Source organism: Geodermatophilus dictyosporus (assembly GCF_900115505.1).
Taxonomy (GTDB): domain Bacteria; phylum Actinomycetota; class Actinomycetes; order Mycobacteriales; family Geodermatophilaceae; genus Geodermatophilus; species Geodermatophilus dictyosporus.
The window spans coordinates 166978-189274 of the sequence record NZ_FOWQ01000005.1; the positions used below are offsets into that span (position 1 = coordinate 166978).

At 73.0% G+C, this 22297-nt stretch carries 20 protein-coding genes; 3 read left to right on the plus strand and 17 right to left on the minus strand.

Going from position 1 to position 22297, the window contains the following annotated elements; genetic code table 11:
* Positions 1–5 precede the first annotated feature (5 nt).
* The 17 genes from BMZ33_RS13700 to BMZ33_RS13780 all read right to left on the minus strand — a co-directional run bounded on the left by BMZ33_RS13700 (position 6) and on the right by BMZ33_RS13780 (position 17414).
* Positions 6–776: an enoyl-CoA hydratase/isomerase family protein gene (locus BMZ33_RS13700; RefSeq protein ID WP_091111388.1), complete on the minus strand. Its 771-nt coding sequence runs from the start codon at positions 774–776 to the stop codon at positions 6–8.
* Positions 769–1605 (minus strand): amidohydrolase family protein, encoded by an 837-nt coding sequence (locus BMZ33_RS13705; RefSeq protein WP_091111391.1) that lies wholly within the window; start codon positions 1603–1605, stop codon positions 769–771. Before BMZ33_RS13705 ends, BMZ33_RS13700 begins: the two co-directional genes overlap by 8 nt.
* On the minus strand, positions 1602–2354 hold the full coding sequence (locus BMZ33_RS13710; RefSeq protein WP_091111393.1) for an SDR family NAD(P)-dependent oxidoreductase: 753 nt from the start codon (positions 2352–2354) through the stop codon (positions 1602–1604). The genes BMZ33_RS13705 and BMZ33_RS13710 overlap by 4 nt, the downstream gene beginning before the upstream one ends.
* Positions 2351–3577, minus strand: a complete 1227-nt coding sequence (locus BMZ33_RS13715) for a CaiB/BaiF CoA transferase family protein (RefSeq protein WP_091111851.1) — start codon at positions 3575–3577, stop codon at positions 2351–2353. Before BMZ33_RS13715 ends, BMZ33_RS13710 begins: the two co-directional genes overlap by 4 nt.
* A gap of 17 nt (positions 3578–3594) precedes the next feature.
* A complete protein-coding gene (locus BMZ33_RS13720; protein ID WP_091111395.1) occupies positions 3595–5067 on the minus strand; it encodes an aldehyde dehydrogenase family protein in 1473 nt (490 codons plus the stop codon).
* Entirely contained in the window at positions 5064–5579 is a 516-nt protein-coding gene (locus BMZ33_RS13725) for a MaoC family dehydratase (protein ID WP_091111399.1), read from the minus strand. The genes BMZ33_RS13720 and BMZ33_RS13725 overlap by 4 nt, the downstream gene beginning before the upstream one ends.
* 2 nt (positions 5580–5581) lie before the next feature.
* On the minus strand, positions 5582–6508 hold the full coding sequence (locus BMZ33_RS13730; protein ID WP_091111401.1) for an HpcH/HpaI aldolase/citrate lyase family protein: 927 nt from the start codon (positions 6506–6508) through the stop codon (positions 5582–5584).
* Between the two features lie 17 nt (positions 6509–6525).
* Positions 6526–7692 carry an acyl-CoA dehydrogenase family protein gene (locus BMZ33_RS13735; protein WP_091111404.1) on the minus strand — a complete coding sequence of 389 codons (1167 nt, stop codon included), beginning with the start codon at positions 7690–7692 and terminating at the stop codon, positions 6526–6528.
* A 10-nt stretch (positions 7693–7702) separates the two neighbouring features.
* Positions 7703–9370, minus strand: a complete 1668-nt coding sequence (locus tag BMZ33_RS13740; protein ID WP_091111407.1) for an AMP-binding protein — start codon at positions 9368–9370, stop codon at positions 7703–7705.
* A 99-nt stretch (positions 9371–9469) separates the two neighbouring features.
* Positions 9470–10186 (minus strand): ABC transporter ATP-binding protein, encoded by a 717-nt coding sequence (locus tag BMZ33_RS13745; protein ID WP_091111410.1) that lies wholly within the window; start codon positions 10184–10186, stop codon positions 9470–9472.
* Positions 10170–10976 (minus strand): ABC transporter ATP-binding protein, encoded by an 807-nt coding sequence (locus BMZ33_RS13750; protein ID WP_169064302.1) that lies wholly within the window; start codon positions 10974–10976, stop codon positions 10170–10172. Before BMZ33_RS13750 ends, BMZ33_RS13745 begins: the two co-directional genes overlap by 17 nt.
* Positions 10973–11926, minus strand: coding sequence for a branched-chain amino acid ABC transporter permease (locus tag BMZ33_RS13755; RefSeq protein WP_091111413.1), 954 nt, complete (start codon positions 11924–11926; stop codon positions 10973–10975). Before BMZ33_RS13755 ends, BMZ33_RS13750 begins: the two co-directional genes overlap by 4 nt.
* Positions 11923–12813: a branched-chain amino acid ABC transporter permease gene (locus BMZ33_RS13760; RefSeq protein ID WP_091111416.1), complete on the minus strand. Its 891-nt coding sequence runs from the start codon at positions 12811–12813 to the stop codon at positions 11923–11925. Before BMZ33_RS13760 ends, BMZ33_RS13755 begins: the two co-directional genes overlap by 4 nt.
* Before the next feature lie 71 nt (positions 12814–12884).
* Positions 12885–14096 (minus strand): ABC transporter substrate-binding protein, encoded by a 1212-nt coding sequence (locus BMZ33_RS13765; protein ID WP_091111418.1) that lies wholly within the window; start codon positions 14094–14096, stop codon positions 12885–12887.
* A 245-nt stretch (positions 14097–14341) separates the two neighbouring features.
* Positions 14342–15808 (minus strand): aldehyde dehydrogenase, encoded by a 1467-nt coding sequence (locus tag BMZ33_RS13770; protein ID WP_169064303.1) that lies wholly within the window; start codon positions 15806–15808, stop codon positions 14342–14344.
* Between the two features lie 27 nt (positions 15809–15835).
* The gene (locus BMZ33_RS13775) at positions 15836–16282 is read right to left on the minus strand and encodes a nuclear transport factor 2 family protein (RefSeq protein ID WP_091111423.1); all 447 of its coding nucleotides are present in this window, start codon (positions 16280–16282) and stop codon (positions 15836–15838) included.
* A 10-nt stretch (positions 16283–16292) separates the two neighbouring features.
* Complete coding sequence (locus BMZ33_RS13780; protein WP_091111426.1) at positions 16293–17414, minus strand: NDMA-dependent alcohol dehydrogenase; 1122 nt, start codon at positions 17412–17414, stop codon at positions 16293–16295.
* 266 nt (positions 17415–17680) lie between these two features.
* On the opposite strand from BMZ33_RS13780, the gene BMZ33_RS13785 reads away from it, so the two are divergent.
* The 3 genes from BMZ33_RS13785 to BMZ33_RS13795 all read left to right on the plus strand — a co-directional run bounded on the left by BMZ33_RS13785 (position 17681) and on the right by BMZ33_RS13795 (position 22220).
* The gene (locus tag BMZ33_RS13785; protein ID WP_091111428.1) at positions 17681–18622 is read left to right on the plus strand and encodes an alpha/beta hydrolase; all 942 of its coding nucleotides are present in this window, start codon (positions 17681–17683) and stop codon (positions 18620–18622) included.
* Positions 18623–18696: 74 nt separating this feature from the next.
* Entirely contained in the window at positions 18697–20361 is a 1665-nt protein-coding gene (locus BMZ33_RS13790; protein ID WP_091111431.1) for a flavin-containing monooxygenase, read from the plus strand.
* Between the two features lie 161 nt (positions 20362–20522).
* On the plus strand, positions 20523–22220 hold the full coding sequence (locus BMZ33_RS13795) for a flavin-containing monooxygenase (RefSeq protein ID WP_091111434.1): 1698 nt from the start codon (positions 20523–20525) through the stop codon (positions 22218–22220).
* Positions 22221–22297 lie beyond the last annotated feature (77 nt).

Sequence of the window (22297 nt, forward strand, 5' to 3'; positions counted from 1 at the left end):
CTCCCTCAGGCGTCGGGGGCGGGGAACCGCGGCCGGCGCTTCTCCAGGAACGCGGTCGCGCCCTCGGCCATGTCCGGGCTGCCGATGGCCTGCACCAGCATCCCGAGGCCGTTGGTGAAGGAGTCCCGCGCGGCGTTCCACCAGACGTTGGAGCTCACCTTCGCGATCTCCAGGTAGCGCGGGCTGAGCACCGACAGCTCGTCGACCAGCGCGTCGACCGCGGCCACCAGCTCGTCGTCGGGGACGACGGCGTTGACCAGCCCGAGCTCCAGCGCCTGCGCGGCGGTGTAGCGCCGGCACAGGAACGCCATCTCCTTGGCCCGCTTCTCCCCGATCTGCACGCCCAGCACGTTGGTGGCGCCGGTGACCGGGGCGCTGCCGACCCGCGGGCCGGTCTGCCCGAAGGTGGCCGACTCGGCCGCGATCGCCAGGTCGCAGGCGACGACGAGCTCGTTGCCCCCGCCGGCGGCCGGGCCGTTCACCGCCGCGACGACCGGCCGGGGGTGGTTGCGGATCGCGTCGAACAGCCGCAGGGACGACCGGTAGAGCCCGCGCATGCTCGTCACGTCGGGTGCGGACAGGTTGGTCAGCGCCCCGCCGGCGCAGAACGACCCGGGCACCCCCGTGACGACGACGGCGCGGCTGCGGGTGCTGCCGTCGAGCGCCTCGACGACGGCCTCGGCCATCTCCGGGTCGTAGGCGTTGCGCCGGTCGGGCCGGTTGAGGGTGATCCAGGTGGCGTCGCCGCGCTGGTCGACCAGGACGCTGTCAGCCACGGGCGGTCTCCTCCGGGACGGACGGCCCGGGCAGCGGCTCGCCGTCGGACAGGCCCATGAGCCGGGCGAAGTTGCCGCCGAGGATGCCGGCGGTGGTCTCCTCGTCGTAGCCCAGCGCCCGGATCGCGGCGATCTCGCGCGCCGGGTCGGCCATCGGCCAGTCCGAGCCGAACACGATCCGGTCGGCGCCGTGCCGGTCGATGATCGACCGCACCCGCTCCGGGGCGAGCTCGGCCATGGTCGGCGGCCACGACGTCTCCAGGAACACCGGGAGCCCCAGCAGCTCCTCCTCGGCCTCCTCGAGGCGGTGGTAGCCGCCGAAGTGGCAGGCGATCAGCCGCAGGTCGGGGAAGCGCCGGACGATGTCGCGGACCATGCCCGGCGTCGCGCGCTCGTTGCTCTCCGCGTCACCGCCCCTGCCGACGTGCGCGATGACCGCGATCTCCGAGCCGAAGGCCTCGAGCAGGTCCCACACGCGCGGGTCGGAGTAGGCGAAGCCCTGGAACAGGGAGTGCAGCTTGACCCCGGGGATGCCGTTGCGGCGCAGCGAGGCGAGGTTCTCCTCGACCGGCAGGTCCGGGTGCACGGTGCCGAAGCCGAGCAGCGACCCGCCGCGGCTGCTCGCGACGAACCGGTTGGTGCCGTCGACGTACCTCGCGCTGTCGGCGATCCCGAGCAGCACCCCCCGGTCGACGCCGGAGCGCTCGAGCACGCCGGGCAGGGTGGAGATCTTGCCGTCGCCGACCCGGGGCAGCTGCGGCACCCGCGGCCCGAGCGCCCGCTCGGCGATCCGGTCGGGCCAGGCGTGGCAGTGGACGTCGATGATCACGGTTGTCCTCCGTCGACGGTGACGATCGACCCGGTCGTGAACGACGACCAGTCGCCGGCCAGGTACAGGGCGGTCCCCACGACCTCCGACGGCTGCCCGCCCCGGCGCAGGGCGAAACCGGCCGCGCGCCGGCCGAAGGCCTCCATGTCCCAGGCGGCGGACACGTCGGTGAGGAAGGTGCCGCACATGATCGCGTTCACCCGGACCGACGGCCCGAACGCGTGCGCCAGGCCCACGGTGACCGCGTTGAGCCCGGCCTTGGCCGCGGCGTAGGGCACGATGTCGGCCCGCGGGCGGACCGCGCCGGTGCTGGAGACGTTGATGATCGAGCCGCCCTCGCCGGCGGCCATGCGCGTGCCGACCAGCGCGGCCAGCCGGAACGGGCCCTTGAGGTTGACCCCGAGCACCTTGTCGAAGAGCTCCTCGGAGACGTCGGCGACGGTGTCGTAGCGCGGGCTCATCCCGGCGTTGTTCACCAGGACGTCGACCCGGCCGAACTCGCCGTAGACGGTCTCGACCAGCGCGTCGAGCGCCTCCCAGCGGCCCACGTGCGCCGCCACCGGCAGCGCCCGCCGCCCGGTGGTCTCCCGCACCTCGGCCGCCGTCTTCTCGCAGCTGGCCAGGTCCCGGCTGGCGACGACGACGTCGGCGCCGGCCGCGGCCAGCCCGAGCACCATCTCCCGGCCCAGCCCGCGGCTGCCGCCGGTGACGAGCGCGACCTTGCCGGAGAGGTCGACGGCGGTGCTCACGCCGCGCGCACCGGGGTCGGGCCGACGACGTCGCTGCTGCCGAGCCGGGCGATCTCGTCGGGCGGGAGACCGAGCAGGCCGGTGAGCGCCGACTCGGTGTGCTCGCCGATCGCGGGCACGCCCTCGTACACCGGCCCGGCGTAGCTGCCCATGTGCAGCACCGGACCGGGCACCAGCACGCGGCCCAGCCGGGTGCCGGCGAGCTCGACCAGGGTCCGCTCGCGGAAGTGCGGGTCCTCGACGATGTCGCGGGCGTCGTTGACCGGCGCGGCGACCACCTCGTGCGCGTCGAGGTCGGCGAGCACGTCGGCCCGCGGCCGCTGCGCGACCCACTCCGACACGTGCTCCTGCAGCTCCTCGTTGTTCGCCATCCGGGCCACGTTGGTGGCGAACTTCGGGTCGTCCTTGAACTCCGGGCGGCCCATCGCGTCGAACAGCCGCAGCGCGATGGTCTGGTTGGACGCCGCGATCGACAGCCACTGCCCGTCGGCGGCCTGGTAGATGCCGCGCGGGGACGCCGAGCCCGACCCGTTGCCGACCCGCTCCTGGATGAACCCGGTGGCGGTGTAGTTCACGATCAGGTCGCCGAGGATGAACATCAGCGGCTCGTAGAGCGCCACGTCGACGACGTCCCCGCGGCCGGTGCGCGAGCGGTTGAACAGCGCCGTCGTCGTCCCGAACGCGGCCGACAGGCCGGCGATGGAGTCGGCGAAGCCGAACGGCGGCGAGGTGGGCGGCGTCTCCGGCCACCCGTTGACGTAGGCGTAGCCGCTGGCGGTCTCGGCCACCGTGCCGAACCCCGGCCGCGCCCGGTACGGACCGGTCTGGCCGAAGCCGGAGACGCGGGTCAGCACCAGGCCGGGGTTCTCGGCGGAGAGGGTGTCGTAGCCCAGTCCCCAGTCCTCCAGCCGGCCGGGCCGGAAGGACTCGACGACGACGTCGACCTTCGCGGCGAGCCGGCGGACCAGGTCGCGGCCCTCGGGCCGGCGCAGGTCGATGCCGACGGACTCCTTGCCGCTGTTGAGCCGGGCGAAGCCGAGGGAGAGCCCCTCGTGCTGCGGCGTCCACTGCCGGGCGAAGTCGCCGGTGCGCGGGTCCTCGACCTTGACCACCCGGGCGCCGAAGTCGCGCAGCATCCGGCCGGCCGTCGGGGCGGCGTACATCGTCCCCAGCTCGAGGACGGTGACCCCCGCCAGCGGCGGCGTGCCCGTGTCGGTCGTCATGTCGTTCCCCCTGGTCGTCACGGCCGCCACTGGACGTGCTGCGGCTCGAGGTACTCGCGGATGCCCCACTCGCCGACCTCGCGGCCGACGCCGGAGAGGCCGAAGCCGCCGAAGGGCGCGTCGGGCCGCATGTTGCCGCCGCCGTTGACCCACACCGTCCCCGAGCGCAGCCGCCCGGCCAGCGCCCGGCCGTGCTCGACGTCGGGGGTGTAGACGTTGGCGGCCAGCCCGTAGGCGGTGTCGTTGGCCAGCGCGACCGCCTCCTCCTCGGTGGCGAAGGGGACGACGACGCCGACCGGGCCGAACACCTCGGTCTGCACGAGGCGGTTGCCGTGCGGGAGCCCGGTGAACACGACCGGGTTGACGAAGTAGCCGCGGTCGGGGACGGGGGTGTCCAGCGAGAGCACGATCTCGCCGCCGTCGGCCAGCCCGCCGTCGACGAAGGACTGCACCCGCTGCCGGTGGTCCTCGCGGATCATCGGGCCGATGTTCACCTCGCGGTCCCACGGGTCGCCGACCTTCAGCGCGGGGAACGCCTCCCGCGAGGCGGCGAGGAAGTCGTCGACCAGGCTCTCGTGCACCAGCATCCGGGCCAGCGCGGCGCAGCCCTGGCCGCCGTTGCGCGCCCACCGCAGGTGGATGTCGCGGGCCAGCGCCGCGACGTCGATCCCCGGCAGCAGGATGTTCGGCGACTTGCCGCCGAGCTCGAGGGTCACGCCCTTCAGCCCGCGGGCGGCCTGCTCCATGATCCGCGCGCCGACGGCGTCGGAGCCGGTGAACGACACCCGGTCGACGCCGGGGTGGGTGGTCAGGTGCTGCCCGACCGAGGGCCCGTCGCCGACGAGCACGTTGATGACGCCGGCGGGGATGCCGGCCTCCTCGAACAGCTCGCCCATCCACAGCGTGGTCAGCGGGGTCCGCGGGGAGGGCAGCAGCACGGTGGTGCACCCGGCCGCCAGCGCCGCCCCGAACTTGAAGACGGCGAGGTTGATCGGGTAGTTGTAGCCGGTGATGCAGGCGACCACGCCGGCCGGCCGGTAGGCCACCTCGGAGTAGCTGAGCACCGGGTCGTGCCAGGGCCCGAGCTGCACGGTCCGGTCCAGCAGCGCCGCCTCGGCCATCCAGCGCAGGTGGGTGATGCCCAGCCGCACCTGCATGACCTCGGCGAAGGCCACCGGGGTGCCGACCTCGTTGACGATCGAGGCGGTGAGCCGCTCGACGTTGGCCTCGAACACGTCGGCCAGCCGGGAGATCGCCGCGCTGCGCTCCCGCGGGCTCGCCTCCGCCCACGCCGGGAAGGCGCGGCGGGCGGCGTCGACCGCGGCGTCCACCTGCGCGGTCGACGCCGTCGGCACGGTCGCCGTGACCTGCTCGGTGGCGGGGTTGACCGCCTCGACGGCCGGCCCCTCCCCCGCGACGAGCCGGCCGTCGATCAGCAGCTCGCGCGTGGTGGGGACCCAGGTGCGCAGGTCCGGCTGGGTGGCGGTCATGCCCGCTGCTCCTCGGTCACGGGGGTGTCGTCGCCGAGCACCCGCGGGTTGGAGCCGCCGTGCTCGGGGCTCCTGGCCATCAGGCCGACGCGGGTGCACCGCATGACCAGCGTGTCGTCCTGGTTGTAGCCGCGGTGCTCGAACCAGACGATCCCGCTGTCGGTGCGGCTGCGGCTCTCGCGCTTGTCGAGGATCGTCGTCTCCCCGCGCAGGGTGTCGCCGTGGAACACGGGGTGGGGGAACTCGACCTTGTCGTAGCCGAGGTTCCCCAGTGTGGTCCCGAAGGTCAGCTCCAGCACGTGGAAGCCGCCGACCAGGGCGAGGGTGAACAGGCTGTTGAACAGCGGCCGGCCGTGGATGGTGCCCTTGGCGAACTCGTGGTCGAGGTGCAGCGGCTGCGTGTTCATCGTCAGCGACGTGAAGAGCACGTTGTCGCTCTCGGTGACGGTGCGGGTGAACGGGTGCCGGTAGACCCGGCCGACCTCGAACTCCTCGAAGTACAGACCTCGCACGGTCAGCGCCCTCCCTCGGGTGCGTCGATGGTGGCGACGGGGACGCTGGTCGCCCCCGGGAGCGAGCGGGCGTGGGCGAGCCAGTCGCGGGCGGTGTCCGCGTGCGCCTTGTCGATGTGCACGCCGCGGTAGCGGACCGCTCCGGAGCCCTCGGCCGCGGCCGCCTCGTAGGCCGCGACCAGGCCCTCGTGGAAGTCCACCTCGTCGGCGGTGGGCGTGAACGCCTCGTTGACCACCGGCACGTGGCTCGGGTGGATCGCGATCATGCCGCGGAAGCCGAGCTGGCGGCCCTTCTCGGCGAAGGTCTTGAGGCCCACGACGTCGTCGAGGCGCTCCCACAGCCCGGTCAGCGGGTGGATCCCCGCCTCGCGGCAGGCCAGCAGCACCCGGCTGCGCAGGTAGAGGGTCTCCTCCCCCTCCGGTGTCCAGCGGTAACCGACGGCACGCGCGATGTCGGCGTGCTCGGCGGTCGGGCCGATCATGGCACCCACCCGCGGCGACGCCGCCGCGATCTCCCGGGCGTTCTGGATGGCCGCCACCATCTCCACCGGGACGATGTACTCCAGCCCCGTGACCCCGTTGCGGGCCTCGAAGTGGTCGAGCAGCGCGTCGTAGCGCAGCACGTCGGTCGCCGTGTCGACCTTGGGGGCGAACACACCGGTCAGCCCCGGGACGACGACGGCCTCGAGGTCGGCGCCGGTCAGCCGGGTGTCGAGCGGGTTGACTCGGACGAACAGCCCGACCCCGGGGTCGCGCCCACGGACGGCGCGGATCGAGGCGGCGACGGTCTCCCGGGCGCCGGCCTTGAGGTCGGCGGGCACGGAGTCCTCGAGGTCGAGGACGACGCAGTCGGCGCCGGAGGCCAGCGCCTTGTCGATCCACTGCGGCTTGTGGCCGGGGACGAACAGGACCGAGCGGTACGGGACCATCGCCGGCGCGCCTCCTCTCAGTAGCTGCGGGGCAGGCCGAGCACGTGCTCGGCGGTGTAGTTGAGGACCATCTCCTGGCTGATCGGCGCGATCCGCATCAGCCGCGCCTCGCGGAAGTACCGCTCGACGTGGAACTCCTTGCCGTACCCGAACCCGCCGTGCACCTGCAGCGCGACGTCGGCGGCGAGGAACCCGGCCTCGGCGCAGAGGAACTTCGCCGCGTTGGCCTCCCGGCCGCAGGGCAGCCCGCGGTCGACGAGCCAGGCCGCCTTCTGCACGACCTGCTCGGCGGCGTCGAGGCGGATCGCGGCGTCGGCGAGCTGGAAGGAGATGCCCTGGTTCTGCCCGATCGGCCGGCCGAACACCTCCCGCTGCCTGGCGTACTCCACGCCGCGGCGCAGCGCCGCCCGGCCGAGGCCCAGCGCGGCGTTGGCGCTGATCACCCGCTCGGCGTTGAGTCCGCCGAGGATCGTGCGGAACCCGTGCCCGACCTCGCCGACCACGTCCTCGTCGGCGACGAACAGGTCGTCGATGAACAACTCGTTGGTGTCGACGGCGTTGCGGCCCATCTTGGGGATCTCGCGGATCTGCACGTGCTCGCGGTCGACCGGCGCGAAGAACAGCGTCAGGCCCGCCGTCTTCTTCGCCTGCGGGTCGCGTGGGCTGGTGCGGGCCAGCAGCAGCATCCGCTGCGCCTCCTGCGCCTTGGTGATCCACACCTTCTTGCCCGAGACCAGCCAGCCGCCGTCGACCTTGCGCGCGGTGGTGGAGATGTTGGTGGTGTCGGTACCGGCGTCGGGCTCGGTGACGGCGAACGAGACGTGCAGCTCCCCGCTCGCCGCCTGCGGCAGGAACCGCCGCTTGAGCGACTCCGAGCCGTGCTCGATGACCGGGTGGAAGCCGAAGATGCCGATGTGCACGGCGCTGCAGCCGCCCATGCCGGCGCCCGACGCCGAGATCTCGTACTCGACCAGCGCCGCCTCGGTGACGCCGAGCCCGCCGCCGCCGTACTCCTCCGGGATGGTCAGGCCGAGCCAGCCGGCGTCCTTCACCGCGTCGTAGAACCCCCACGGGAACTCGTGCGAGGTGTCGTGCTCCATCCAGTACTCGTCCGGGAAGGCCTTGCACAGGGCCCGGACGGCCTCGCGGATCTCCCGGTGGGTGGGGTCCTCGGTGAAGTCCACGGCGGTCTCCTCAGCGGACGCCGGCGCTCGCGGCGACGGCGGTGCGGTCGTGGGTGTCGGGGGTGACGCCGTCGGCGCGGAGCACGGCCTTCTGCACCTTCTCCGACGGGGTCTTGGGCAGCGCGTCGACGAAGCGGACGTAGCGCGGCACGGCGAAGGCCGGCACCCGGCCGGTGCACCAGTCCCACAGCTCGGTGGCGGTGACGCCCGGGCCGGCCGGGTCGGCGACGACGAAGGCCATCACCTCGTCCTCGCCGGCCTCGGAGTCGGCCGCGACGCCGACGACGGCGACCTCGAGCACGCCGGGGTGCGACAGCAGCCCCTGCTCGACCTCGTAGGAGCTGATGTTCTCCCCGCGGCGGCGCAGCGCGTCCTTGTAGCGGTCGACGAAGTAGAACCAGCCGTCGGCGTCCCTGCGCAGCGCGTCGCCGGTGTGGAACCACAGGTTGCGCCAGGCCTCGGCGGTCCTCCCCGGCATGCCGAAGTAGCCCAGCGAGCAGGTCCAGGGGTGCCGCGGGCGGACGACGAGCTCGCCGACCTCGCCGACGGGCACCTCCCGGTCGGTCTCGGGGTCGACCAGCCGGACGTCGAACCAGTCGGCGGCCTGCAGCCCCGCGGCGCCGGCCGGCCGGTCCTCGCCGTAGGGCGACAGGATCGGCGCGCTGGTCTCGGTCAGGCCGAAGACCTCGGTGAACGCCTCGATGCCGTAGCGGGCCCGGAACCCCTCGACGATCGAGCTGGCGGTGGGCGCGGCGAACACGGTGCGCAGCACGTTGTCGGCGTCGTCCGGGCGCTCGGGCTGCTTCCAGACGAAGTCCATCATCACGCCGATGAGGTTGGTGGCGGTGACGCCGGAGTCGCGGAGCTGGTCGACCCAGCGGCTGGCGCTGAACCGGGGCCGGCAGACCAGCCGGGCGCCGGCGATGAGCGCGGGGTAGGCCGCCATGAACTGGGCGTTGCCGTGGAACAGCGGCGTGCAGGTGAAGTAGGTGTCCTCCGGCGTCAGCCGCTGCAGGCTGACGACCTCCTGGCCGAAGAAGTACATCTGCGCGTGCGGCATCGCCACGCCCTTGGACGGGCCGGTGGTGCCGGAGGTGAAGAAGATCGAGGCCAGCGCGTGCGGCGGCGGGGTCGGGAACTGCGCCCCGGGGCGGGCGCCCGCGGCGAGGGCCTCCCACGGGTCGGCGGCCCAGCCGGCCTCGCGGAGCAGCGCCAGCGCCTCGTCCCGGCTGCCGGTGTCGACCACGAAGAACCGCTCGACCACCCGCGCGGCGTCGCCGACGGCGGGGAACTTGGCGGCGTGCACGTCGTCGATGACGGCGAAGCGGGGCGCGGAGGTGGCCACCTGGTGCTCGAGGAAGACGCCCTCGTAGGCGGTGTTGATCGGCACCTCGACGGTCCCGCCGATCCCCGTGCCCAGCCACGTGCGCAGGAACTGCGAGGAGTTGGCCGCCATCACCAGCACCCGGTCGCCGGTGCGCGCACCGGCCTCGGCCAGCCGGTCGGCCACCGACTCGGCGTGCTCGAGCGCCTGGGCGTAGGTGAGGGTCAGACCCTCCTCGGGCAGGTCGAGGAAGACCGCGTCGGGGCGGCGGGCGGCGTGGTGGCGCAGCACCGTCGCGAGGGTCCAGTCGCCCTGGTCCGGGAAGGCCGGCACCAGGTCCGTGTAGTAGCGCATCTCTCCCCTACCGACGCCGGTCCTGCCCGCTGGCGGCACGAACCCAGCTAATCATGTGCATGGTTGTTTGACCAGACCCGGCCCGCCGGCGGCGGCCGCTCACTCCACCAGCGCCGCCTCGCCGAGGAAGGCGCGCAGCACCGAGGCGTGCGAGCGGGCCTGGGCAGCCGGGCCGCTGAACACCACCTCGCCCCGCGCCATCGCGACGACGTCGTCGGCGACCTCGAGACCCAGCTCGGCGTTCTGCTCCACGAGCAGGACGGAGAGCCCGTCGTCGGCCATCGCGCGGACGGCCCCCAGCACCGACTCCACCATCGTGGGCGCCAGGCCCATCGACGGCTCGTCGAGCATGACCACCCGCGGTGAGCTCATCAGCGCGCGGCCGAAGGCGAGCATCTGCTGCTCGCCGCCGGACAGCAGCCCGGCCGGGCCCGACCGCCGCTCGCGGAGGATGGGGAACATCGCGTGGACCCGGTCCAGCACCTCCCGCGAGCGCTCCCGCGAGGCGGTGTAGCCGCCCAGGACGAGGTTCTCCTCCACGGTGAGCGGCGCGAACACCCGGCGCCCCTCGGGCACCAGCACCACACCCGCCCGCACCAGCCGGTGCGGCGGCAGGCCGGTGACGTCGCGGCCGTCGAGGGCCACCCGCCCGGCGTGCACCCGGACCAGGCCGGCCGCGGCGCGCAGCGTGCTGGTCTTGCCCGCGCCGTTCGCGCCGAGCACCAGCGTGACCCGGCCGGGCGTGGCCGACAGGCTCACGCCGCGGACCGCCTCGGCGGTCGCGTACCGGACGTGCAGGTCAGCGATCTCCAGCACGGTGCCCCCTCTTCCCGAGGTACGCCTCCTGGACCGCGGCGTCCCGGACGACGTCGCGCGGCGGTCCCTCGGCGATCGGCCGGCCCTGGTTCATCGCCAGCAGCCGGTCACAGGTGTCGACCATCATCGAGACGTCGTGCTCGACGAGCAGCTGCGTGAGCCCCTCGTCGCGCAGCCGGCGCAGCAGGCCGGCGACCTCCAGCCGCTCGGGCTGGTTCATCCCGGCCGTGGGCTCGTCGAGCATCAGCACCCGCGGCCGGCCGGCCAGCGCCCGGGCGATCTCCACCCGGCGGGCGGTGCCGTAGGAGAGCTCGCCGGGGCGCAGGTCGAGCAGGTCCCCGACGCCGGTCCGCTCGACGGCCTCCTGCACCGCCTCGGGCACGGTGCGCCGGACCAGCTCGCGCAGCCGGGCACCGCGGCCCAGCCGCAGGTCGGCGCCGAGCTGGATGTTGCCGAGCACGGTGAGGTCGGGCAGCAGCCGCACGGTCTGGAAGGTGCGCGCGATACCGCGGTGCGCCAACCGGGACGGCGGGGTGCGGCCGTAGTCCTCGCCGTCGAGGGTCAGCCGGCCGCGGGTGAGCGGGACCAGCCGGGTCAGCGCGGCCAGCAGCGTGCTCTTGCCCGACCCGTTGGGTCCGAGGACGCCGAGGATCCGGCCGGTCTCCAGGGTGAGGTCGACGCCGTCGACGGCCCTGATGCCGCCGTAGTGGACCGCGACGTCGCTGCCCTGCAGCACCGCCGCCCCGGTGCCGGGCGCCGGGCCCGCCGGCCGGCCGGACAGCGCGGTCACGGGCGGGCCTCCGCGGCCGGGCCGCCGAGGGCGGCGAGCTGCTGCTCGGCGTCGGCGGGCACGTCGGCGACCGGTGCGGTGGCGCCCTCGGCCGGGATCCGGCGGCGCCGGACCTGCCACCGGTGCCAGCGGTCCTGGACGAGGCCGAGCAGGCCGCCCGGCACCCAGACCGCGGCCGCGGCGACGACCACCCCGTAGACGACCAGCTGCCACTCGCCGACGAACTGCAGCACGCTGGGCAGCCAGGTGAAGACCACTGCGCCGATGGCGGCACCGGCCCAGGACAGCGCCCCGCCGACGATGATCATCGTGAGCGCCGTGACCACGAGGTGGAAGCCGACCGTCTCGGGCGAGACCGTGGTGCGCAGCAGGCTGTTCATCCCGCCGGCGCAGGCGCCGAGGGCTCCGCTGACGACGAACACGCGACGGCGCACCCGCGTGACGTCGATCCCGAGCGAGACCGCCAGGTGCGGGTCCTCGCGGACGGCGTCGACCCGGCGGCCGTAGGCGCCGCGCTCGCTCGCGGCCAGCAGCAGCGCCACCAGCACGCTCACCACGACCACGTGCGTGGTGGTCAGCGTGCTGATCGCGCCGTAGAGGCCGGTGGCCCCGCCGGTGAGCTCGCCGCCGTTGGTGGCCAGGACCCCGAGGAACAGGGCGAAGGAGATGGTGGCCATGCCGAGGTAGAGCCCGGAGAGCCGGGCGACGAGCAGGGCCAGCAGCCAGCCCGCCACGGCCGCGACCAGGATGCCGGCGCCGATGGCCAGCACCGGGGCGACCTGGGCCCGGATGGTGAGGATCGCCGCGGCGTAGGCGCCGATCGCGTAGCTGCCGACGCCGGCGAAGGAGAAGACCCCCGCGCGCAGCGGCACCTGGATCGACAGCGCCAGCAGGAAGCTGATGAAGGTCGACTGGATGAGGACCAGGTGCGAGAAGTACCAGCTGTTCACGTTCGGCGGACCTCCTGGCGGCCGAGCAGGCCGTTGGGCCGGACGAGGAGCATGACGAAGATGACGCCGAAGGCGATCGCCGGCGCCCAGGTGCCCGACGTCGTCACCAGGACCAGGGTCTCGATCCCGGCGAGGACCATCGCGCCGAGCACGACGCCCGCGATGCTGCCGACACCGCCGAGGATGATCGCGGCGAACGCCTTGAGCAGGAACGCGTCCCCGGTCTCGGGGGCGATCGAGCCCAGGTAGTAGGTGAGCAGCACGCCGGCCAGCCCGGCGAGCCCGCCGGCGACGGCCATGGTGAGCAGGGCCAGGCGACGGCGGTCGACGCCCATCATCGAGGCGACCTCGGCGTCGACGCCGATCGCCCGCAGGGCCAGCCCCGGACGCGCGGCCCGCAGCCACCAGCCGATCACGCCGGCCAGCCCGAACGCGGCGACCAGCGTCACGAGCTGCACGTTGCTCACCCGGGCGAAGCCCCAGTCCCAGGTGCTCACCCGGAAGGAGCTCGCCGAGTAGCCGAACGGGACGCTGCGGGTGGCGTACTGCGCGACCGCCAGCGGGATGATCGCGATGCCGATCCCGCCGACGAGGATCTGCATCTCGGCCTTGCGGTGGTCGGTGGCCCGGCGCTGGATGGGCTCGAAGGCCAGCACCTGCACCAGCAGGGAGAGCACGGCACCGACCAGCACGCCCACGGCCAGCACCGCCGGCAGCGGCAGCGACACCTCCTGCACCAGCAGGTGGGCGGAGAACGCGGCGAACACGAAGATCGAGCCGTGCGCGAAGTTGAGGATGCCGATCGTGCCCCAGGCCAGGCTCATCCCGAGCGCGAAGAGCAGGTACAGCGACCCGAGGGTCAGCGCGTTGAGCACGTCCTGTGCCATGGGGTTCCTCCCTCGCGTCCCGGTGCCGGCGGGGGCGCCGGCACCGGGACGCGGTGCGGGTCAGCGGTGGGTCAGGACTGGCCCTCGACCGGGACCTCGGTGCTGCCGTCCCACCGGACCAGGACCCCGGGGACCCGGGCGTCGTTGCCCTCGAAGGTGACCTCTCCCTGGGCACCGTCGAAGCCCTCGCCGGCGACGGCGGCCAGGCCCTCCTGGATCGCGGCGCGGTCGGCGCTGTCGGCCTCGGCGATGCCGCGGGCCAGGAACCACATCGCGTCGTAGGCCTCGGCCGCGTAGTTGTTCGGCGTCTCGCCGTCGTAGGCCTCGCGGTAGGCCTCGACGAAGGCCTGGGTGCTCTCGACGTCCTGGTCGGGGGTGAAGTTGGTCGGCCACACGAAGCCGGCTGCGCCGTCGCCGGCCGAGGCGAGGTTGCCCGCGCCGGCCGCGCTCATGCCGATCAGCTCGCCCTGGTAGCCGGCCTGCCGCAGCTGGGTGATCGCCACCGGGTACTGCGGCCCCTGGACCATCAGGAAGGCGGCGTCCGGGTCCTCGCCCGCGATGGACGAGGCCGGGGTGGTGAAGTCCTGCTGGGTCGCCTCGACCCCGCCGGTGCTCACCACCTCGAAGCCGTGCTCCTCGGCCAGCTGGGGGACGACCTCCTCGCCGAGCTGGACCAGCGTCGGGTTGCCGCTGTTGAACAGCACCGAGGCCGTCGCCACGCCCTGCTCCTCGGCGTACTCGCCGGCCAGGTCGAAGTAGGAGGCCGCGGGCGGGGTGATCCGGAAGGTGAAGTCCCCGGTGACGACGCCCTCGCTGCCGGCCTGCACGTACACCGTCGGCATGCCCTGCGGGTCGACGATCGGCGAGACGGCCGTCGCCTGCGCGCTCGCCTCGGGGCCGATGACGGCGACGTAGGACGGGTCGGCGATCGCCTGACTGGCGAAGCTGGCCGCCTCCTGCGGGCTGGTGGCGCTGTCCCGGGTGTCGACCTCGATGGTCGTCTCGCCGAGCAGCCCGTCGGCCTCGATCTGCTCGACGGCCAGGTCGATGCCCTTCTGGGCGTTGAGACCGGCGAAGGAGACCGGGCCGGTGAGCGCGCGGATGCTCATGACCCGGATGCTGTCGGGCAGGCCCTCGCCCCCGCCGCCACCGCCCCCGCCCGAGGCGCCCTCTCCGGAGGTGCCGGACCCGGGCGAGGTGCACGCGGCGGCGCCGAGCACGAGCACCAGCGCGCCGGCGCCGTGCAGGGCCCGACGGCACCCCGTCCGTGACAGCGTGACCATGACGCCTCCCAAAGACTTGTAATGATGTGCAGGGTTAGCGCGGACGGTAACCGCGGTCACATCGGCTGTCCAGACCCTGCGCACGGTTCTGTCGGGCCGGTGCCGTCGCCGGTCGGGGCCGGCGGCCCCGGACGCGACACGGCTCCGGTCCCCACGGGGACCGGAGCCGAGCGCCCAGAACCGATGGCCTCCCTGCAGGGGCCCGCCGCGAGCTCGCGAGGGGCGGGGGGCAGGGAGGTCCTTCCTCAGATGCCCTGGATCATCTTCGTCTCGAGGAAGCCGGCGATGCCCTCGGGACCGCCCTCCCGGCCGAGGCCGGACTGCTTGTAGCCGCCGAAGGGCTGGGTGACGCACATGCCCCAGTCGTTGACGTAGATCTGGCCGGTCCGCACCCGCCGCGCGATCGCCTCGCCGGCCTCCTTGTCGGCCGTGAAGACCGCGCCGGAGAGGCCGTACTGCGAGTCGTTGGCGATCCGGACCGCGTCGTCGACGGTGTCGTAGGGGATCACCACGATCACCGGGCCGAAGATCTCCTCCTGCGCGATCCGCATGGCGTTGTCGACGTCGGCGAACAGCGTCGGCTGCACGTAGTAGCCCTTGTCCAGCCCCGGGGGCCGCCCGCCACCGGTCACCAGGCGGGCGCCCTCCTCGATGCCGGTGCGGATGTAGCCCTCGACCCGTTCGCGCTGGCGCTCGGCGGCCAGCGGGCCGAGCACGGTGCCTTCCTCGCGGGGGTCCCCCACCGGCACGGACTCCATGATCGCCTTGACCTGCTCGACGACCTCCTCCTGCTTCTCGCGCGGGACCACGAGACGGGTGAGCGCGGCGCAGACCTGCCCCGAGCTGCCGATGCCGGCAAAGGTGACCGTCTGCGCCACCGAGGAGACGTCGGCGTCGGGCAGCACGATCGCCGCCGACTTGCCGCCGAGCTCGAGGGTCACGCGGGCGATCCGCTCGGCGCACAGCGCCATGATCCGGCGACCGGCCGCCGTCGAGCCGGTGAAGGACACCTTGTCGACGTCGGGGTGCTTGACGAGGTGCTCGCCGACCTCGCGGCCGCCGGGCAGCACGCTGACGACGCCGTCGGGGAGGCCGGCGGCCTCGAGCGCCTCGGCCAGGATCATCACCGACACCGGGCCCTCGGGAGCCGGCTTGAGGACGACCGTGCAGCCGGCCGCGAGCGCGGGCGCGATCTTCAGCGACGCGGTGGCCACCGGCCCGTTCCACGGGATGATCACCGCGGCGACGCCGACCGGCTCCTTGACGATGGTCGCCTCGCCGCCACCGGCGACCTGCCGGCGCTCCTCGAGCTGCAGGGTCCCGGCGAGCGTGGCGGCGTCGTCCCACATCGCCGTCGCGTTCGCGTGGAAGGCCTTGCTGATCATGGCGGGGGCGCCGATCTCGACGGTGAAGCTGTGCTCCATCTCCGGGATCCGCTTGCCGACCTCCTCCCCCACCCGGCGCAGCGCCGCGGCCCGCTCGGCCGGCGACATCCGCGGCCACGGACCCTCGTCGAAGGCCTTCCGCGCGGCGGCGACGGCGGCGTCCATGTCGGCCGGGCCGGCGTGCGGGACGGTGGCGACGACCTCCTCGGTGACCGGGCTGACGACCTCGATCACCTCGTCGGTGGCCGGCGGCACCCAGTGGCCGCCGATGAAGAGCTTGTCGAACGAGCGCACGCCGGTGCCGGCGCGCTCCTCCACTGCGGTCACGGGAGTCCTCCTGTGCGGGTGGTCGGGTCAGGCATCGAAGCCCTCGAGCTCGGGCGGGGTCAGCGCGGAGATGCGCCGGGTGGAGATCCGCCAGCCCTGCGGCGTGCGGCGGTAGGTGTCCTCGTTGAGCGCGATCGCCTTGAACGCCGCCCCGCTCCTCGTGTGCCCCTCGGAGAACACGTAGTTGGTGCCGGTCGCGGTGTCCCCGTCGTCGGACAGGTCCACGACGTGGTTGGTGATGACGTGGAACTGGTCGGCGATCGCGGCGGCGTCCCGCTCGAAGAAGCCGAGGATCGCCGCGCGCCCCTCGAACCGCTCCAGGCCGACGGGGGTGGTGTCCCAGACCGCGTCGTCGGTGAAGGCCGAGACGGCCTCCTGCGGGTCGAAGCGGTCCAGGCCGCGCGCGTAGAGGTGCGTGGCCCGCTGGATGTCGAGCACGTCGGCGACCCGGGTGTCGGGCCGGGTGAGGGTCATCCCCGGTGCCTCAGTCGTCGTAGACGATGACGCCGCGGAGGTTCTTGCCCTCGCGGAGGTCGGCGAAGGCCTCGTTGATCTGCTCGAGCTTGTACGTCCTGGTGATCAGCTCGTCGAGCTTGAACTGACCGCTCTTGTACATCTCGGCGATGAGCGGGATGTCGTTCTTGGAGTTGGTCGTCCCGTAGAGCGAGCCCTGCAGCCGCTTGCCCGACATGGCGAAGCTGAACAGGTCGAACTGCACGTCGCGCTGCAGCACCGGCGCGGCCGCCGTCAGCACGATCACGCCGCCGCGGCGGGTGAGCTGGTTGGCCTGCTCGACGATGTCCCCGCGGGCCACGTCCACGGTGATGATCACCCGGTCGGCGCCCTGGCCGTTCGTCATGTGCTCGATGACCCGCTGGGCCTCCTCGAAGGAGCCCACCGAGTGGGTGGCACCGAACTGCTTGGCCTTCTCCTGCTTGAACGGCACCGGGTCGACCGTGACGATGTTGCGCGCCCCGCGGTGCACCGCGCCCTGGACGGCGTTCATGCCGACGCCGCCGGTGCCGAAGACGACGACGGTGTCGCCGAGCTGGATCTCGGCCGCGTACACCGCCGAGCCCCAGCCGGTGGGGACGCCGCAGCCGATGAGCGATGCGGGCATCAGCGGGATCGACGGGTCGATCTTGACCGCCGAGTCGACCGGCACCGTGACGTAGGGGCTGAACGTGCCGAGGTAGCTCATCGCGCCGACGCCCTGGCCGCGCGCGTGGATGCGGTGGGTGCCGTCGGGGGCGTAGCCGGCCAGCACGCCGGCACCGAGCTCGCACATGTTGGCGCGGCCGGCGACGCACATCCGGCACTTGCCGCACGAGGGCAGGAACGAGAGCACGACGTGGTCGCCCTCGGCCAGCTCGGTGACCTCGGGGCCGACCTCGGTGACGACGCCGGCGCCCTCGTGGCCACCCAGGATCGGCGCCCAGCCCAGCGGGATGTCGCCGGTGTCGAGGTGGTCGTCGCTGTGGCAGATGCCCGAGGAGGTCAGCTTGACCATGACCTCCCGGCGCTTGGGCGGGTCGAGCTCGATCTCCTCGACGCTCCACCCCGAGTGGGTCCCGGGCTCCCACAGCAGTGCTCCGACGGTCTTCACGGCGCTCCCTCGAGTGGACGGTCCCGGGGCGTCCTCGCACCCGGGTGCGTACGGCGGACCCCGGCGGCCGGGGAGGCGGCGGGCGGTCCGGTGGGGTGACCGTAGCCATCCGCACCGCGGATGCGGAAGAGTCCCTGCGCATCTTTCGCAGGTTCTGGACAAACGCGTCGAGGGCCCCTTGCTTCCCTGCGCATGGTCTACCTAGTTTGTGTGGTCTGAGTCACCCGAGGCGGCGGCGAGGCCGCCTGCTCCCCCTGGAGGCGCGCATGGCCCTGGACGAGGCGACGACGGCGCTGCTCACGCAGATGGCCGAGAGCGGCGCCAAGCCGCTGCACGAGATGACCCCGGAGGAGGCCCGCGGCCTGACCGCGGCCCTCGGTGAGATGTACGGCCCCGGGCCCGAGATGCACCGGGCGGAGATGACCAGCGCGCCGGCGGACGACGGGTACGCGATCCCGCTGCACGTCCTCGTGCCGGACGAGGACCCCCGCGGCGTGCTCGTCTACTACCACGGCGGCGGCTGGGTGATCGGCGCGCTGCCGGAGTTCGAGACCCTCGGCAGGACCCTCGCCCAGCGCACCGGGTGCGCGGTCGTGCTCGTCGACTACCGGATGGCGCCGGAGAACCCCTACCCGGCGGCCGTGAACGACTCCTGGGCGGCGCTGAGGTGGATCGACGGGCACCTGACCGAGATCGCCGGGGCCCGCGTGCCGCTCGTCGTCGCCGGCGACAGCGCGGGCGGCAACCTCGCCGCGATCGTCGCGCACAAGGCCCGGGACGCCGGCGGGCCGGCCATAGCGATGCAGGTCCTCGTGTACCCGGTGACCGACTGCGACCTGGACAACGAGACCTACCGCGACCCCGAGAACCAGACGCTGCTCACCCGCGAGTCGATGGTGTGGTTCTGGGACCTCTACGCCCCGGAGCACGAGATGCGACAGCACCCGGAGGCCTCACCGTCCAAGCTCGAGGACCACTCCGGCCTGCCCCCGGCCGTCGTCCTGCTCGCCGAGCACGACGTGCTGCGCCAGGAGGGCCAGGAGTACGCCGAGGCCCTCGAGCGGGCCGGCGTCCCCGTGCAGAGCCGCGTCTTCGCGGGCCAGATGCACGGCTTCTTCACGATGGTCAACGTGCTGCCCGGCAGCGAGGCCGGCATCGCCTACGTCGTCGAGGCGGTCGACCGCCAGCTCACCGCCCAGCCCGCCTGACCCGACACCCGTTCCGCACGACCCGGCCGCCGGCACCGTGCCGGCGGCCGGCCTCCGAGGGGAGAGGAAGACACATGACCGAGACGGCGACCCGACCGGCTCCCGACACCAGCGTCGGGGAGGTCGACGTCGTGGTGGTGGGCGCCGGCTTCTCCGGGCTCTACCTGCTGCACCGGCTGCGCGGCCTGGGCTTCCGGGTGCTGGTGTTCGAGGCCGGCGACGGCGTGGGCGGCACCTGGTACTGGAACCGCTACCCCGGCGCCCGCGTCGACGTGAAGAGCATGGACTACAGCTTCTCGTTCGACCGCGAGCTCGAGCAGGAGTGGGAGTGGACGGAGAAGTACCCGCCGCAGGAGGAGCTGCTGCGCTACGTGAACCACGTGGCCGACCGCTTCGACCTGCGGAAGGACATCCGCCTGGAGACCCGGGTGACCGAGGCCGTCTGGGACGACGAGGACGCCCGGTGGATGGTCCGCACCGACCGCGGTGACCAGGTGTCGGCCCAGCACGTGATCATGGCGACCGGCTGCCTGTCGACGTCGAAGGTGCCCGAGGTGCCGGGCCTGGAGACCTACACCGGCCGCTGGTACCACACCGGGCACTGGCCCAAGGAGGGCGTGGACTTCAGCGGCCAGCGGGTCGGCGTCGTCGGCACTGGTTCCTCCGGCGTGCAGTCGATCCCGCTGATCGCCGAGCAGGCCGCGCACCTGACCGTCTTCCAGCGGACGCCGAACTTCGTCGTCCCGGCGCACAACCACCCGATCGACCCCGAGCACCAGCGCTCGGTGAAGGCCGAGTACGACGAGTACCGCCGGGCCAACCGCGAGTCCGGCTTCGGCATCGCGGTCCCGCCGGCGACCAAGGGGGCGCTCGAGGCGAGCGAGGAGGAGCGCCAGGCCCTCTGGGAGCGGGCCTGGTACGACCGCGACAACAGCCTGGTCACCTTCCTCACCGGCTTCACGGACATGATCACCGACAAGGCGGCCAACGACACCGCCGCCCAGTACGTGCGCGACCGGATTGCCGAGATCGTGGAGGACCCCGAGGTCGCGCGGCTCCTGCAGCCCACCGACCACCCGTTCGGCACCAAGCGGCCGTGCCTGGGCACGAACTACTACGAGACCTTCAACCGGCCCAACGTGCGCCTGGTCGACGTGCGCAAGGACCCGATCGTCGAGATCACGGCCAAGGGCCTGCGCACCGGCACCGAGGAGTTCGAGCTCGACGCGCTGGTCTTCGCCACCGGCTTCGACGCGATGACCGGCGCGCTCACCGCCGTCGACATCCACGGCCGGGACGGCCGCTCGCTCCGGGAGTCGTGGGCCGCCGGGCCCCGCACCTACCTGGGCGTCCAGATGGCCGGCTTCCCGAACCTCTGGACGATCACCGGCCCGGGCAGCCCGTCGGTGCTGTCGAACATGATGGTGTCCATCGAGCAGCACGTGGAGTGGGTCACCGACGCCATCGTGGCGCTGCGCGACGAGGGCCTGGCCACCATGGAACCCGACGAGGGCGCCCAGGACGGCTGGACCAGGCACGTCGACGAGGTCGGGCACATGACGCTCTACCCGTCGGCGAACTCCTGGTACATGGGCGACAACGTGCCCGGCAAGCCGCGGGTGTTCATGCCCTACATCGGGGGCGTCGGCCCGTACCGGCAGAAGTGCGACGAGGTCGCGGCCAACGGCTACGAGGGCTTCGTCCGCCGTCCGCAGCGCGTGCCGGCCGGCATGAGCTGAGGCGGTCGGCTCCCGCGGTGAGCCTGGCGACGCCCCGCACGGGTCTTGACCCCCGTGCGGGGCGTTCCTAACTTGTGGTGCAGGTCACACCGACCGGCCCACCCGCTCCCCGGACCCTCCGGCCGGGTCCGTGGACGCGCTTCCCCGCCGAGGAGCTCGCCATGACCCAGCCCAGCCCCGTCCCTGCCCCCACCGACGGATCCGCGAGCGGACGGTCCGTCGACGTCGTCGTGATCGGCGCCGGGTTCTCCGGCATGTACCTCCTGCACCGGCTGCGCGGGCACGGGCTGCGGGTGCAGGTGTTCGAGATGGCCGACGACGTCGGCGGCACCTGGCACTGGAACCGCTACCCCGGTGCCCGCTGCGACATCCGGAGCATGGAGTACTCCTACTCCTTCGACCCGCAGCTGGAGCAGGAGTGGCAGTGGACGGAGAAGTACCCGACCCAGCCGGAGATCCTGCGCTACGCCCACCACGTCGCCGACCGCTTCGACCTGCGCCGTGACATCCGCTTCCGCACCCGCGTCGAGTCGACCGTGTGGGACGACGCCGCCGAGCGCTGGACGGTGCGCACCGACGGCGGCGAGGAGTGGACGGCGCAGTTCGTCGTCCATGCCTCGGGCTGCCTGTCGATCTACAAGAAGCCGGAGATCCCGGGGCTGGAGAGCTTCCGCGGGGCCTGGTACCACACCGCTCGCTGGCCGCACGAGGGCGTGGACTTCACCGGGCTGCGGGTCGGCGTCATCGGCACCGGCTCCTCGGCCATCCAGAGCATCCCGCTCATCGCCCGGCAGGCCGGCGACCTCACCGTCTTCCAGCGGACGCCGAACTTCGCGGTGCCGGCGCACAACCACCCGTTCCCGCCGGGCTACCAGGAGGAGATGAAGGCGCACTACCCGGAGTTCCGCGAGGACGCCCGGACGTCGATGCTCGGCATCCCGCACCCGCCGGCGGAGAAGGGAGCCCTCGAGGACGACGCGGAGTCGCGCCGGGCCCGCTACGAGAAGGCGTGGAACGACCGGGACAACACCCTCGTCGACCTCATGGCCGCCTACACCGACATGCTCACCGACCAGGCGGCCAACGACACCGCCGCGGAGTTCGTCCGCGAGCGGATCCGGGAGATCGTGCACGACCCGGGTGTCGCCGAGACGCTCTGCCCGAAGGACTACCCGATCGGCAGCAAGCGGATCTGCGTGGCCACCGACTACTACGAGACCTACAACCAGCCGCACGTGCACCTGGTCGACCTCCGCAGGACGCCACTGGTCGAGGTCACCCCGGCCGGGGTCCGCACGACCGAGCGCGAGTACGAGCTCGACGCGCTGGTCCTGGCCACCGGGTTCGACGCGCAGACCGGCGCCCTGACGTCGATCGACATCCGCGGTCGCGGCGGGCAGCGACTCACCGACCACTGGTCGGCCGGGCCGCGCAGCTACCTGGGGATCGGCATCGCGGGGTTCCCCAACACGTTCGTGGTGACCGGCCCGCAGAGCCCGTCGGTGCTGTCGAACATGATGGTGTCGATCGAGCAGCACGTGGAGTGGATCTCCGACTGCATCGCCTTCGTCCGCGAGCGCGGGATCCGCACGATCGAGCCGACCCCGGAGGCCGAGCAGGCGTGGGTCGACCACAACGCCGAGGTGGGCAACGCGACGCTCTTCCCGACCGCGAACTCCTGGTACATGGGCTCGAACGTCGAGGGCAAGCCGCGGGTGTTCATGCCCTACATCGGCGGGGTCGGCCCCTACCGCGAGCGGTGCCAGGAGGTCGCCGCCAACGGCTACGAGGGCTTCCTCATCGACGGTGCCCCGAGTGGTGCGGCGGCCTCGGGACGCGTCCCGGCGGGCATGAGCTGACCGCCCTCGTGCCGCACGTCGACCTGTGGTGGTCTCGGGTGCGGGGAGACCACCACAGGTCGACGACGGGCGCGCGG

What these genes read in the sequence shown, in the direction of transcription:
- BMZ33_RS13785 (WP_091111428.1), top strand. Translation starts at nt 17,681, where the DNA reads ATGGCCCTGGACGAGGCGACGACGGCGCTGCTCACGCAGATGGCCGAG.
- BMZ33_RS13715 (WP_091111851.1), bottom strand. Translation starts at nt 3,577, where the DNA reads ATGACGACCGACACGGGCACGCCGCCGCTGGCGGGGGTCACCGTCCTC.
- BMZ33_RS13730 (WP_091111401.1), bottom strand. Translation starts at nt 6,508, where the DNA reads ATGGTCCCGTACCGCTCGGTCCTGTTCGTCCCCGGCCACAAGCCGCAG.
- BMZ33_RS13765 (WP_091111418.1), bottom strand. Translation starts at nt 14,096, where the DNA reads ATGGTCACGCTGTCACGGACGGGGTGCCGTCGGGCCCTGCACGGCGCC.
- BMZ33_RS13795 (WP_091111434.1), top strand. Translation starts at nt 20,523, where the DNA reads ATGACCCAGCCCAGCCCCGTCCCTGCCCCCACCGACGGATCCGCGAGC.
- BMZ33_RS13720 (WP_091111395.1), bottom strand. Translation starts at nt 5,067, where the DNA reads ATGACCGCCACCCAGCCGGACCTGCGCACCTGGGTCCCCACCACGCGC.
- BMZ33_RS13790 (WP_091111431.1), top strand. Translation starts at nt 18,697, where the DNA reads ATGACCGAGACGGCGACCCGACCGGCTCCCGACACCAGCGTCGGGGAG.
- BMZ33_RS13775 (WP_091111423.1), bottom strand. Translation starts at nt 16,282, where the DNA reads ATGACCCTCACCCGGCCCGACACCCGGGTCGCCGACGTGCTCGACATC.
- BMZ33_RS13760 (WP_091111416.1), bottom strand. Translation starts at nt 12,813, where the DNA reads ATGGCACAGGACGTGCTCAACGCGCTGACCCTCGGGTCGCTGTACCTG.
- BMZ33_RS13740 (WP_091111407.1), bottom strand. Translation starts at nt 9,370, where the DNA reads ATGCGCTACTACACGGACCTGGTGCCGGCCTTCCCGGACCAGGGCGAC.